We start from the raw sequence: 14,144 nt of genomic DNA, 5'->3' as shown, positions 1-14,144 counted from the left end.
CAAAAAATATTTGATTCTGGAAAAAAATGCGTAATATTGCCATCGCAATACGAAAATAACTAGACAAACAATGAGTGCAGACCTTGCATATTACACGTGGGCATTAACAATGACCCCTTGGGGGGTTAGAATCAACAATTAAACAATGGCAGCGGCCACGCCCTGCATTGTTGCAATCCTTACTGTATTGCATCTCTTTTTTCACCGGTATCCCGGTTCTTTTTATTCACTAATACATAATTAAAAAATATACGATGAAAGTATTAAAATTCGGCGGAACATCCGTAGGTTCCGTGAATAGTATCTTGAATGTAAAAAAGATTGTAGAGGCGATTGATGAGCCTGTTATTGTAGTAGTTTCTGCTTTAGGCGGTATCACAGATAAGTTGCTGGCGACATCCGCCATGGCTGCCAAAGGAGATGTGGCTTATGAAAAGGCTTTATCCGAAATCATATCCCGTCACCTCGAAGTGATCGAAGGGGTAATCCCTGAAAAAACAGTACAAAAAGAGACACAGGAAAAGGTCATGTCTTTATTGGATGAGTTGGGAAACATCTTTAAAGGTGTCTATCTGATTTCCGACCTTTCAGACAAAACCACCGATACGATCGTCAGCTATGGAGAACGTATTTCTTCGACCATTCTATCGAATGTCATTAAAGACGCCCGATTATTCGATTCACGCAAATTCATAAAAACAGTCAAACAGTTCAATAAACATATTGTTGATTTTGAACAGACCAATAAACTCATCCAGGAAACATTCCAACCACTGCCAAAAGTATCGCTTGTTCCGGGTTTTATATCCTCCAGCAGCGAAAACGGCGAAGTAACAAACCTGGGACGTGGTGGATCAGATTATACGGCATCCATTTTAGCAACAGCTTTAGATGCCTCCGTATTGGAGATATGGACGGATGTAGATGGCTTTATGACAGCTGATCCGAAAGTGATCAGTTCGGCCTACGTCATCGACCGGTTAAGTTTTACCGAAGCGATGGAGTTGTGTAACTTCGGAGCCAAAGTGATTTATCCGCCGACGATCTATCCGGTATATCATAAAAATATACCCATCCGCATTCTGAATACGTTCAATCCGGAAGCTCCGGGTACATATATATCGAAAGAACGTCCTAAAGAAGGTGGGAAGGCATTAATTAAAGGAATCTCTTCAATCAATGATACCTGCCTGATCACCGTACAGGGACTGGGTATGGTAGGTGTAATCGGTGTCAATTACCGCATCTTCAAAACGTTGGCTAAAAACGGTATCAGCGTATTTATGGTATCGCAAGCCAGTTCGGAGAATAACACCACATTTGCTGTAAAAAATGGTGATGCCGACCTGGCAGTAGAGGTCTTAAACGAAGAATTTGCACTGGAACGTGTACAGGGAGAAATCAGCGATATCACGGCAGAAAAAGAACTGGCCACGGTAGCTATTGTCGGTGAAAATATGAAACGGACTCCCGGCATTGCAGGTAAGTTATTCGGCACGCTCGGCCAGGCAGGAATCAGTGTGATCGCTTGTGCACAAGGAGCCTCTGAAACAAATATATCCTTTGTTATCAAATTAAAGTATTTACGTAAAGCGTTAAACTCGATACACGACTCTTTTTTCCTTTCGGAATATAAGGTATTGAATCTTTTTATTGCAGGGGTAGGCACGGTAGGTGGTAATCTGTTGGAACAGATCAAAATCCAGCAACCTAAATTGATGCAACAAAACGGATTAAAACTGAATGTTGTAGGCGTATCCAACTCCAAACGGGCCTTATTCCGCCGGGAAGGTTTAAATCTGGACACCTGTATTGAGGAACTGAAAAAAGACGGCATTGAGAGTAATCCGGATCTATTATGTGAAGAGATTCTGAATATGAATATCTTCAATTCGGTCTTTGTCGATTGTACCGCAAGTGCAAATGTGGCGGCGATCTACGAAAAGTTGATGAATAACAGTGTTTCTGTTGTTGCTGCAAACAAAGAAGCGGCTTCTTCTCCATACGAGAATTATCACCAATTGAAAGAAACGGCGCGTAAACGAAACATTAAATTTCTCTTTGAAACGAATGTGGGCGCCGGACTCCCGATCATCAATACAATGAATGATTTGATCAATAGCGGCGATCATATTCTCAAACTTGAAGCGGTATTATCGGGAACACTGAATTTTATTTTCAATACGATTAGTGCAGAAATTCCTTTCAGCAAAGCGATTCATATGGCTAAAGAAGCTGGATATTCCGAACCTGATCCCCGTATCGATCTGAGCGGCAAAGATGTTATCCGCAAACTGGTGATCCTTGCCCGTGAAGCCGGATATCAAATAGAACAAAAAGACGTCAAACAACAACCGATCATTTCAGAAAAATACTTCAAAGGTTCTCTGGAGGAGTTCTGGAAAACGATCAAAGAGACGGATGGTGAATTTGAAGCACGCCGACAAAAATTGGAATCGGAAAATAAACGGCTCCGTTTTGTGGCTCAAATGGATAACGGCAGATGTGAAATCGGCTTACAAGAAGTGGGTAGCCACCATCCTTTCTATGAGCTGGAAGGAAGCAATAATATCATCATGATCTCCACCGAAAGATATAACGAATATCCGATGGTCATCAAAGGTTATGGAGCCGGAGCAGATGTGACTGCGGCGGGAGTATTCGCAGATATTATCTCAATCGCTAACATTCGATAGCGATTGAGATAACACCTGCGAAATTGACAATTGACGAAAGTGAACATGCTCAATCCAGGGCAGATTTCATCAGTAAAATGAATGATTGCAACGAAATCATCCGACTCACCATCAGTATAGTAAGAAAAACAAAATAATATCTGATATTGCAACTATGATATATATGTGTAAAACAAGTGTTTCAATCTTCAATTGTCAATCGAAGATCGGCCTGAGCCAATTATCCATTGTCAATTGTCAATTCCAAGAATTATTATGAAAAGCATAATAATTCTTGGCGACGGTATGGCCGATGAACCCATTGAAGCCTTAGGTAATAAGACTCCGCTTCAATATGCTCAAACGCCCTATATGGACAAATTGGCACAATTAGGGATAACCGGTCGAATGCAGACTGTTCCGGAAGGTTATCTACCCGGAAGTGAAGTGGCAAACTTAACCATATTAGGTTATGATTTACCTAAAATGTATGAAGGACGCGCTGTTTTGGAAGCTGCCAGTATGGGAGTCAATCTGGAAGCCGGAGAAGTAGCTTTGCGTTGCAACCTCATTTGTATAGAAAAAGAACTGATTAAGAATCATTCGGCAGGACACATTACGACAGAGGAAGCTGATGAATTGATCAAAACGCTGAACGAAAAATTAGGATCGGATATGGTCAGGTTCCATACCGGTGTTTCTTATCGTCATCTCTTGGTCTTAAAAACAGGGAGTAAAGAGTTGGATTGTACGCCTCCACATGACGTACCCCTTCATCCTTTTCAACCGTTGATGATCGAACCGTTAGTTCCTGAAGCAGAAGATACCGCGAAATTATTAAACGCACTTATCCTGAAATCGCAAGAGATCCTGAAAGATCATCCGGTGAATCAAAAACGCATAATAGAGGGGAAAGATCCAGCAAACAGTATCTGGCCCTGGTCACCTGGATACCGTCCTGCTATGCAAACGATGTCGGAGATGTTAGGTTTCGAGAAAGGGGCGGTTATTTCCGCTGTCGATTTAATTCGCGGGATCGGAGTGTATGCCGGTTTGGATGTGATACAGGTGGAAGGAGCTACTGGCCTCTACGACACCAATTATGAAGGAAAAGCACAAGCTGCATTAGACGCTTTAAAAACCCACGACTTTGTATACCTGCATATCGAAGCGAGTGATGAGGCAGGGCATGAAGGAGATGTCGATCTGAAAGTAAAAACCATTGAATACCTTGACAGACGGGTTATACGTTTGATATTCGAAGAGTTGCAGCAATGGGATGAACCTGTCGCCATAGCCATTCTGCCAGATCATCCGACGCCATGCGCTATCCGTACACATACAAACAAACCGGTTCCTTTCCTTATCTACAAACCCGGAGAACAGCCGGATAAGGTTATGGCTTTCGATGAATATGTTGTAGAAAACGGGAAATATGGCATATTGGAAAAAGATGAATTCATCAAAAAAGTAGTTCTTTATTAGTTACAAAGTCCACATAAAACATGAAATATTACAGTACAAATAAAAACGCAACACTTGCATCTCTGGAAGAAGCCGTAGTCAAAGGACTGGCAAGTGACAAAGGGTTGTATATGCCTGAGCATATTCATCCGTTGGATCAAAAGATGATCCGGAATCTTAAAAATATGTCGTTTCATGAAATAGCCTGTAGCGTCGCACAAGCTTTTTTCGGTGAAGACATCACATCAGAGACACTTGATAAAATAGTAAAAGAGACACTCTCTTTTGAAACACCTGTTGTTGCTGTCGAGAACAATATATACAGTCTGGAACTATTCCATGGGCCTACCCTCGCTTTTAAAGATGTAGGAGCTCGTTTTATGGCAAGACTATTGGGTTATTTCATTCAAAAACAAGGGATCAAAGAGGTAAATGTACTTGTAGCAACCTCCGGTGATACCGGCAGTGCTGTTGCCAACGGATTTCTGGGTGTTGAAGGCATTCATGTCTATGTATTGTATCCCAAAGGGAAAGTGAGTCCGATCCAGGAATGTCAGTTTACGACATTGGGTCAGAACATTACAGCTTTGGAAATAGACGGAACATTCGATGATTGCCAGGCGTTGGTCAAATCGGCATTTATGGATGATGAATTAAACCATCATATGATGCTGACTTCAGCCAATTCGATCAATGTGGCTCGTTTTCTTCCTCAATCGTTTTACTATTTCAATGCTTATGCCCAATTAGACCGGATAGATAAAGCCGATGAACTGGTGGTTTGTGTTCCAAGCGGTAATTTCGGTAACATAACAGCTGGCCTTTTTGCTCATCGGATGGGATTACCGGTTAAACGCTTTATAGCCGCCAACAACCGGAATGATGTGTTTCTGGAATACCTGAATACCGGGATCTATCGTCCACGTCCATCCGTAGCAACGATTGCTAATGCCATGGACGTAGGTGATCCGAGCAATTTTGCCCGTATCCTCGATCTCTATGGGAATAACGAAGAGACACATCGGATTATCACCAATCTGATTTCGGGTGATCGTTTTACCGATGAAGAAATAGCTGAAGCAATCAGACGGGTATATAAACAGACCGATTATTTATTAGACCCTCACGGTGCTTGTGGTTATCTCGCACTGGAAAAAGGGCTGAATGAAAATGAAACAGGTGTTTTTCTTGAAACAGCTCATCCGGCAAAATTCAAAGATACGGTAGATCGTATTCTGGAAAAAGAGATTGAGATTCCGGCTAAACTACAGGCGTTTATGAAAGGAACCAAACAAAGTGTTCCGCTAAAGAAAGATTTCACTGCATTTAAAACATATCTATTATCCAGATAATAGTACCGTTCAATATAAAAGACTGTCAGGTCATATCTTCAACGATACGTCCTGACAGTTTTATTTTTGTCATATACCGCATCTATTCTCCAATCGACAAATCCTATGCCACCTAAACATTCTACAACTCCGGTCTGTTTAATAGATAGTTAACAAATTAACCAAAAAATAAATTAGTTATGGCAACAAAAACAGTTATTCAGAAAAAAGAAGCAACCGCTGCTTCAAGCAAGGAGTTAGGAACATTCATTGGTGAATTATTCTCATTCAACAATAGTTTAAAATTATATCACTGGCATGTTACCGGACCAAGTAGTTATGCACAACATATGGCATTAGACCAGGCGTTGGAAGATCTGCTTGATACCATCGACAGAGTAGCCGAAACAACTTACGCATTGGTTGGTGATATCCATGTTGTTATTCCGGAAACACCAACCCCATCAAATATAGTAAAGCATGTTTCTGATTTCTATACATACGTGGGCAAACACCGGGATCTTTTCCCTGAAGATTTCTCACAAGCGATTATAGATGACTATCAGGAAGCATTACAACAACTGCTTTACAGATTAATCAGACTGAAATAAAAGTACAAATCAGACATAAAGGCTGACCGAAAGGTTGGCCTTTTTGCTTAATCGACCGACCATTCTTTCATTTCATACATATCCTGATACTCTTCCCAATCGGGATCAATCTCGCTATAGATCGTGATCGGCAATAAATCAAAACCGGCTAATGCCTCATTCAGCCTTTCACCAAAAACCCGGGTTGTACGGGTATAATAGACCCATATTTTCTCTCCGCCACCTGTGTAGACACTTGTCAGTATAGAGAGTTTATCCTTTTCCATGGCTTTACGCAACGCTTCTTGAACCGTCTCCATCTGTTCGGCCAGTTCAACAGTAGGCATACCTTTTTGATCTCCCTGATATTTCCAGGTGATCTCCACACGTTCTTTCAATTTACCCGATTGCATAAATTCATTGAGTTCGTCACGCCCCATAATTGTTATGATATGCCCCTCTGAATTTTCAGAAAGCGCTGTAAACCAAGTATTACTTAATTTCATATTATTGTCGAATTACGTTTTTCTCGTTTTAATTGTTTCCCTTTCAACCACAGTTGATACGAATTAATGCTGTTTTGCCACAACACATAGGCTGCCGGAGCGACCGAAGAGATTGGATTCAGATAAGTCTGTGCCATCCAAATAGCCAAAATCGTGTTTTTCTGTCCCAATCCCTGTCCCGAAGAGACCGGATCACCATAACGTCTTCCTATTCGACGTCCCAATAAAAACTGTCCGACACAAATAACCAACGAGACCACTGCCAGACCGATCTCGGTACTGTAATCCGGATTCTCCTGATTCACCAGAAAATGAACTGTACTGCCGGTTACAATAGTAAGCGCAACCGCCCAAAGGTAAAAAGAAAGTCGATGGATCCGAAGCAACTTCTGATGAATTTTCGGTATGAAGTAACGCATAAACCAAGCCAACGCCAACGGAAACAGTAATACCGGTCCCACTTCACGACAGATATAAAGAAAAGCTTGGATAAACGACAACTCCTGATCCGGCCCAATAAGCGGGAAAAGAGCAGGCGCAGCAACAGCTACTGCAATATTACAGACAAGCAGGTAGGTGGTCAGAAAAGCAACATTCCCTCCGAGCATACCGGTAATCACGGCTGCAGAAGTCGCCGTCGGTACCAGTACACAGATAAAAGCCCCTTGAGCCACCACCGGGTCGTATAGCCACACCAAGCCATAGGCCACTAAACATCCGACCATCTGAATCAGTAACAACCAGATATGTTCGGGGCGAATATGTATATCACTCGGCGAAAGCTTACAGAAAGTGACAAAAAGCATTGTAAATATAAGGTAAGGAGTCAGGAAGGTCAATTGACTCACCCACGGATAAGTAATGACTCCCGTCAGCATGGCCAGCGGGAGCATCCAATCTTTTATAAACTGCAGCACGATTAGTCTTGTTTAATCATCATGTAAAGTAACGTCTTATCTCTGAGAGAACAAAATCAGAAAGATAATTTCATCATAAAACGAACGCCACTTGTCTGAATATTCGGATTATCCCGGTAAGTCAAACGCCACACATAATCCAAGCGAAGAAATTTGAAGATATTCTCTACCCCTACTCCAACCTCCATATACGGCTCTTTTCCCAAGGCATAAGATCCTTCCGGAAACGCATATAATCCTTCCCGATGTTCAGGCAAGAACGGGTTATTTTTATCGGTCAGATTACCATACAGTCCTCTGAAAGAGACCACCTCCCGCCATTGCAATTTCTTCAGGAGCGGAATACGGTTCAATAGTGTTCCATTCATAAAATAGGTCACATCCCATGAAGCATACTCATCACTGATAAATTCCATGGCGTTCATATTGGTATATGACTCAGGTTGAATGGTATACGACAGGTTAGCATTGGGTAAAACCAATAATGGATAGGGCACTTTATCCCACACTTTCCCAGCTTTAGCGATAATATCGACATAACCAAAAGCGGAGAACCAGAACCGTTTCTGAATACCAAAATCCGTTCGATTATACGTATACGACGATCCTAAAAGACCTTTTTGAGCCGTAATATGATTCAACGTAAACACCGGAGCATCCAACGTGATCGGATAACGATAATTACGTGTCTGATAGAACTTTTCATTCGGAGCAAACCGGACACGAAACTCCATTTCTGTCATCGAATAAGAATTGACCGGCATCAACATATCGTCGGCTTCAATACGATTAAATTCGGCATACTCGGTCGCGTATTCTTTTTTGTTACGAACAACCGCACCATAGCCCCAACCATTATAATGTTCACGATAGTAGGTCAACTCGGCATTTCGCAGATAAGTGGCTCGGGTATCCTTCTGTCGTTTCAACGCCAGAAAGATATTATCCTTGTTGGTATACATGTATTGCTGACCAATCTGATTGATATCATAGGTATATTGCGCCCGGATAGAATGTACCGGAAACTCTTTCCGGTATTCGGTTTTATCTATGAACGAATACTCTGCAATAGCATCGTATTTCAATTCCCGGTCGTCTGTCCCGTAAGCAGCATACCCATCCAGGAACAAACGGTTACTAAAAAACTTAGTCGTCGTCCCTCCTACCCGAAAACGAGCCCCTTCAATCGCATTTCCACTGACAAAGGTATTGACAGGCCCAAATTCAAATTTACTTCTCATCGGATCCGCATTCGTCTGCACATAACCCGAGACAAACATGGAAACCACTTTTTCCGTCAGATAAAAGATCGGAACAGCACGTAGGCGTTCCATCAATTTTTCGACCGAATTCGCATTGCGCTTCTCCGCTTCCGGAGGCCTGATAGAGGCCCAGAAATCTTCCGCCTTACGGTTCGCATCATTCAATGTAATGACAGGGGGACTCTGCTGAAATATAGCGATATCATCGGGAGGAGAAAAAGTGTGGTTATTATACACAATCAAACGCCGGGCATACATCCCTTTCGTTTTCTCTGTCAGCTTAAAATCAACCTGAATATCATCTTTCAACATAATCCGGGTGCCATCCGATAGCCGTTTGAAATCCTGAGTAACAGTCATACGATCCACAAAATTCAGATTGATTTTCTTCGGCACATTCAACAACACTTTCTGTACAAAATAGGTCGAATCCAATGTCACATACAGATGCCCGGTAAATCCAAATGATTCGGAATTAAACGGTGCAAACCCCAAGTCGACACACTGTTGACCATTCACATTCAAGGTATCCAACAAATAATACCGATAAAACGTAGGTCCCATTGAAGAGAGCGGACTCACAAAACGCATCAAAAACAAAGGAATATCATTCTGAAAAATATTGACCTCTCTAAAGACCTCATTCAAGATTTGCTGAATCCCGTCACGGGAAAATATTTCGTCTACACCGGCCGATTTTGATCCAAGGACCAATCGCTTCTCCGTCTTTGGATCTTTACGATAATAGACTGTTTCAAACCGCTCCTTTTCTGAAATAGGTAGAATAGTCGTTCCGATATCCAATGTATCCACATAGTCGATCAAAAAATCAAACTTCCCCGTCTTGCCATCTTCTCTGGGTTTACGTTCAAAGTCGTTCATGGCAAAAATCATCTTCTCATACTGATTATAACTGAAATAGTCCTGATTTCGAGGATCATTACTATGCCGGGAATCGATCACATTTTGAACAAATTCTACCGCAGGATTATTCCGTCTACTATATTTTTCCCGTCCGGCACGAATCACCACTTCACCCAGATTAATACTTGTCGGTGCTAACTGTATATTCAGATTATTCGTCCGCCCTACATTGATCTTTATCTCTTTTTCGGTATAGCCCAAATAAGAGACCAACAATGTGCCAACTTTCGAACTGGTCGTCATCGAATAGTTCCCGTTCATATCTGTGGCCGTACCGGTTGTTGTTCCTTTCAAAATAAGCGACACCGACGGAAGAGTCTCTCCCGTAATAGAATCAGTGACAATACCTTTTATGATTGTATTTTGTCCCATCGCCATCACGGCGAATACCAACATAGAAAATAAATAGACTAATTTTCTCCCCATTACCACCTATTAACATTGATAAAGCTCTGCAAAGTTAAAACACTTTCTGAGATATAAAATGTTCCTAAATACATTCTTTATATGCCGATTTACAACTAAACACGATAAATCAAGCACGATTTTAACGTATATAAACATGATACAGGATGATATTTTATTTTCTAAAGCTTTTTTGAGATTTCTCATTGAAAATTTAGCATGAGCCTGTCGGCTTATTTGAAGCATGATAAACACTTTTCTGTTAGAGGTACCTCTAAAATATTTTACACGTACCTCTAAATGGATTTAGACGTACCTCTAAATTCGTTTAGACGTACCTCTAACAAAAAACAGAGGTAGGTGTAACAAAAAAACAGACTGCATACTGCTACTCTTTCTATAGGATGGTGTAGAAAATACATGTAGATTTTTCCCAAACCAGCCAATGGAATAATCGTTCTATTCGTATTAACCCGTTCTATTCCAGATAAAACCCCACAAAGGGGGTATATAATCTTTTCGATTCGCTCTATTTTTGTAATCATACTTACAGAAGTAATCACTTAATTAAAACAACGTTATATGAAAAACTACAAAATTCTTTACAGTATCGCCTGGACATTGATCCCTGTTTTAATCTTATTTGCCAATGCGGAGAAGGGATTTCTGACGAATCCTCTTATTGTGTTAGGTATTGTTCTTTGGATTGCTCTGAATGTGTTCTGGATAGCCAAAGATCTCAAAAAATCGGAAGAAGAAGAGGTTGAAATTCGTGTCAAAAGCGAAGAGGCACTTCATGTTTTTTCAGACACAGAAGAAGTGATGGATGAAGAGGTGGAGGCATTGATTAAACCAATTAATAAAGAAGAGAAGCCCGAAACAACAAAAAAAGGGTGGTCGTATATCGGCAACGCTTTTGGATATTGTGATAGTATGGTATTCAAAAAATCAGCAGAAAATGAAAACGGAGTCTTATTCTCTTATGTATTTGGGAATTTTAAACCGACCGATCTGACCATCCTGGCGCAAGCGTTTCCTTTAACCGAAACGGAAGATTCGGAGAAAATATTAACGCATTTTCTGAACAAATATGCCCGAAAAACACAAACGGAATACGTAAAAGAACAAATGATTATTAAAGAGAATCAATGGGTGCGATACTGTTTTAAAAGTGCGGTAAAGAAAAAATATCAGATAGAAATACTAGCCGTAAATAAGAATAATTACCTGCATCTAATTGTATTAGAAAGCTTAGTGGGAGAACAGATAAAACAGCTTAAAAATTTCTTGAAACACAATTATATGAATTAAACACGAAAAACATATCTTTGTCATACATTTTAGTAAAAAATATGACATCACTATTTTCTTCGCTTATTTCGCGTTTTTTGAATATACCTGCTATACAGGTAGAAAAAACCGTCAATTTATTACATGAAGGGGCTACGATTCCTTTTATCAGTCGATACAGAAAAGAGGTGACAGGTGGACTCGACGAGGTTCAAATCAGTCAAATCAAAGATCAACTCGATAAACTGACTGAAATAAAAAAACGGAAAGATACCATCCTGAACTCCATAGAAGAACAGGGCAAACTCACTGCTGAATTAAAAAAGCGGGTGGAAGACTGTTGGGACAGTACAGCATTGGAAGATATCTACCTCCCGTATAAACCGAAGCGGGTTACTAAAGCTGAAATTGCCCGTAAAAAAGGGTTGGAACCGCTGGCTCAGATCATTATGAACCAAGCTGAACGGGATATTGAACTGAAAGCTGAATCGTTTCTTAATGACGAGGTTAAGAATACTAAAGAAGCGTTGCAAGGGGCACGTGATATTATAGCGGAATGGGTGAATGAAAACGAACAGGCACGAAATATTGTCCGAAATTCATTCTCGCAAACAGCGGTTATTTCTGCCAAAGTGGTCAAAGGAAAAGAGGAAGATGGTGCAAAATACCGCGATTATTTCGAGTTTAGCGAACCGCTGAACAAAGTGAGTTCTCATCGGTTGCTGGCTCTCAGACGCGGAGAGGCCGAAGGGATCTTGCGGGTATCTATTACTCCTGATGCCGACTCTTGCCTGGAACGGTTAGATCGTAAATTTATAAAAGGCCGCGGCGAAGTCTCCGAGCAGGTCAAAGAGGCTATAGATGATTCGTTCAAGCGGTTGTTAAATCCTTCTATTGAGACGGAGTTTGCTCATCTGAGTAAAGAGAAAGCCGACGAAGAAGCGATTCGTGTTTTTGCTGAAAATCTTCGCCAATTGCTTCTAGCCGCCCCATTAGGGCAAAAGCGGGTGTTGGGGGTTGATCCGGGATATCGAACCGGATGTAAACTGGTCTGTCTGGATGCTCAAGGGAATTTATTACATAACGAAACCATCTATCCGAATCCACCGCAAAACGAAAAAAACAAAGCGGCAACCAAAGTGGCTCATTTAGTTGAAATGTATGGTATTGAGGCTATTGCCATAGGAAACGGAACGGCAAGCAGGGAAACGGAACAATTCATTACCAATATACGATATGACCGCAAAGTGCAGGTGTTTGTTGTCAGTGAAAATGGTGCATCCATCTATTCGGCATCCAAAACAGCACGGGAAGAATTTCCGGAATACGATGTCACTGTACGCGGAGCAATCAGTATCGGACGTCGCCTGATGGATCCATTAGCAGAACTGGTGAAAATTGATCCCAAAAGTATTGGTGTAGGGCAATATCAGCACGATGTCAATCAAACTGCATTAAAGAAAAGTCTTGATTTAACCGTTGAAAGCTGTGTTAATCTCGTTGGAGTAAATGTCAATACCGCAAGTAAACACCTGTTGACATATGTTTCCGGATTAGGACCTACACTCGCTCAAAACATTGTGGATTATCGTACAGAACATGGGCCGTTTAAAACGCGGCGGGAACTGCTTAAAGTCCCGAGAATGGGAGAAAAAGCGTTTGAACAAAGTGCCGGTTTTTTGCGTATTCAAGGAGGAAAAAATCCGTTGGACAACTCTGCTGTTCACCCCGAAAGTTATGGCGTAGTTGAAGATATGGCCGAAGATCTTCAATGCTCTGTCGTAGAACTGATCACCAATAAAGAACTAAAGAAAAAGTTGCGGTTGGAAAAATATAAAACCGAAAGTATTGGTATGCCAACTCTGCTGGACATTATGGAAGAACTTGACAAACCAGGCAGGGACCCGCGACAAAATATACAGGTCTTCGCTTTCGATCCTTCGGTCAGAACCATTGAAGATCTAAAAGAGAATCAGGTATTACCCGGGATTGTAACGAATATTACGAATTTCGGTTGTTTTGTAGATATAGGTATCAAGGAAAATGGATTGGTTCACATTTCTGAAATGGCTGATCGTTTTATTACGGATGCAACCGAAGTAGTCTCTATCCATCAACATGTCAAGGTAAAAGTACTCAGTGTCGATCTTGCTCGAAAACGTGTGCAGTTATCCATGAAAGGTTTTGTCAATGAAAGAAAAAATTAATAAGACCAATGTTGCACGCTTATTAGATAAAGCCCAAATTACTTATCAGCTAATTCCTTATGAGGTCGACGAATCTGACCTCAGTGCTATCCATGTGGCGGAACAATTAGGAGAAAACGTTGATCAGGTCTTTAAAACACTTGTACTTCATGGAGATAAAACCGGTTACTTCGTTTGTATTATACCCGGTGCAAAAGAGGTCGATCTGAAAAAAGCAGCTAAAGTTTCAGGAAACAAAAAAAGTGAAATGATTCCCATGAAGGAGTTGCTCCCTGTTACAGGATATATACGTGGTGCCTGCTCTCCCATCGGAATGAAAAAGAAATTTCCAACTTATATTCATCATACGGTAGAATCATTCGAGTCCATTTATGTCAGTGCCGGCCAACGAGGGCTGCAGATCCGGATGACTCCATCGGATCTCATTAAAGAAATACAGGCCGTAACTGCTGATTTAATCGTCGAATAAAAATAATTTTGGCTCACCCCGTAAAGTTGTGGAGCTAGAAAAAAGGGAGTAGTTTTGTTTTATGGAAACAGGCTACGAACTATTATTACCCGATGGCATATTGA

10 protein-coding genes are annotated in these 14,144 nt (G+C 41.1%); 7 read left to right on the top strand and 3 right to left on the bottom strand.

Annotated features, from left to right (window positions below; genetic code table 11):
• Positions 1-254: 254 nt before the first annotated feature.
• The 4 genes from thrA to M2135_RS14665 all read left to right on the top strand — a co-directional run bounded on the left by thrA (position 255) and on the right by M2135_RS14665 (position 6,081).
• The gene (gene thrA / locus M2135_RS14680) at positions 255-2,696 is read left to right on the top strand and encodes a bifunctional aspartate kinase/homoserine dehydrogenase I (protein ID WP_280749281.1); all 2,442 of its coding nucleotides are present in this window, start codon (positions 255-257) and stop codon (positions 2,694-2,696) included.
• 255 nt (positions 2,697-2,951) lie between these two features.
• Entirely contained in the window at positions 2,952-4,160 is a 1,209-nt protein-coding gene (locus tag M2135_RS14675; RefSeq protein WP_280749280.1) for a cofactor-independent phosphoglycerate mutase, read from the top strand.
• Between the two features lie 20 nt (positions 4,161-4,180).
• Positions 4,181-5,491, top strand: coding sequence for a threonine synthase (thrC, locus tag M2135_RS14670; protein WP_280749279.1), 1,311 nt, complete (start codon positions 4,181-4,183; stop codon positions 5,489-5,491).
• A 179-nt stretch (positions 5,492-5,670) separates the two neighbouring features.
• Positions 5,671-6,081: a DUF5856 family protein gene (locus tag M2135_RS14665; protein ID WP_280749278.1), complete on the top strand. Its 411-nt coding sequence runs from the start codon at positions 5,671-5,673 to the stop codon at positions 6,079-6,081.
• Between the two features lie 47 nt (positions 6,082-6,128).
• Here M2135_RS14665 and M2135_RS14660 read toward each other — a convergent pair whose 3' ends face one another.
• The 3 genes from M2135_RS14660 to M2135_RS14650 are packed head-to-tail and all read right to left on the bottom strand — an operon-like array spanning position 6,129 to position 10,095.
• Entirely contained in the window at positions 6,129-6,566 is a 438-nt protein-coding gene (locus M2135_RS14660; RefSeq protein WP_280749277.1) for a DUF695 domain-containing protein, read from the bottom strand.
• Positions 6,563-7,483, bottom strand: coding sequence for a transporter (locus M2135_RS14655; protein ID WP_280749276.1), 921 nt, complete (start codon positions 7,481-7,483; stop codon positions 6,563-6,565). The genes M2135_RS14660 and M2135_RS14655 overlap by 4 nt, the downstream gene beginning before the upstream one ends.
• A 56-nt stretch (positions 7,484-7,539) precedes the next feature.
• Entirely contained in the window at positions 7,540-10,095 is a 2,556-nt protein-coding gene (locus M2135_RS14650) for a DUF5686 and carboxypeptidase-like regulatory domain-containing protein (protein WP_280749275.1), read from the bottom strand.
• A gap of 561 nt (positions 10,096-10,656) precedes the next feature.
• On the opposite strand from M2135_RS14650, the gene M2135_RS14645 reads away from it, so the two are divergent.
• Genes M2135_RS14645 through ybaK form a run of 3 tightly spaced genes read left to right on the top strand, consistent with a single transcriptional unit; the run spans position 10,657 to position 14,040 of the window.
• Positions 10,657-11,385 (top strand): hypothetical protein, encoded by a 729-nt coding sequence (locus M2135_RS14645; RefSeq protein WP_280749274.1) that lies wholly within the window; start codon positions 10,657-10,659, stop codon positions 11,383-11,385.
• A gap of 41 nt (positions 11,386-11,426) precedes the next feature.
• Entirely contained in the window at positions 11,427-13,571 is a 2,145-nt protein-coding gene (locus tag M2135_RS14640) for a Tex family protein (protein ID WP_280749273.1), read from the top strand.
• Complete coding sequence (ybaK, locus tag M2135_RS14635; RefSeq protein ID WP_280749272.1) at positions 13,555-14,040, top strand: Cys-tRNA(Pro) deacylase; 486 nt, start codon at positions 13,555-13,557, stop codon at positions 14,038-14,040. The genes M2135_RS14640 and ybaK overlap by 17 nt, the downstream gene beginning before the upstream one ends.
• The last annotated feature ends 104 nt before the right edge of the window (positions 14,041-14,144 follow it).

Source organism: Parabacteroides sp. PF5-9, assembly GCF_029893105.1.
Taxonomy (GTDB): Bacteria; Bacteroidota; Bacteroidia; order Bacteroidales; family Tannerellaceae; genus JARXWG01.
Note: the sequence above shows the minus strand (reverse complement) of the source record. Positions and strands in the feature narration are given on the sequence as shown.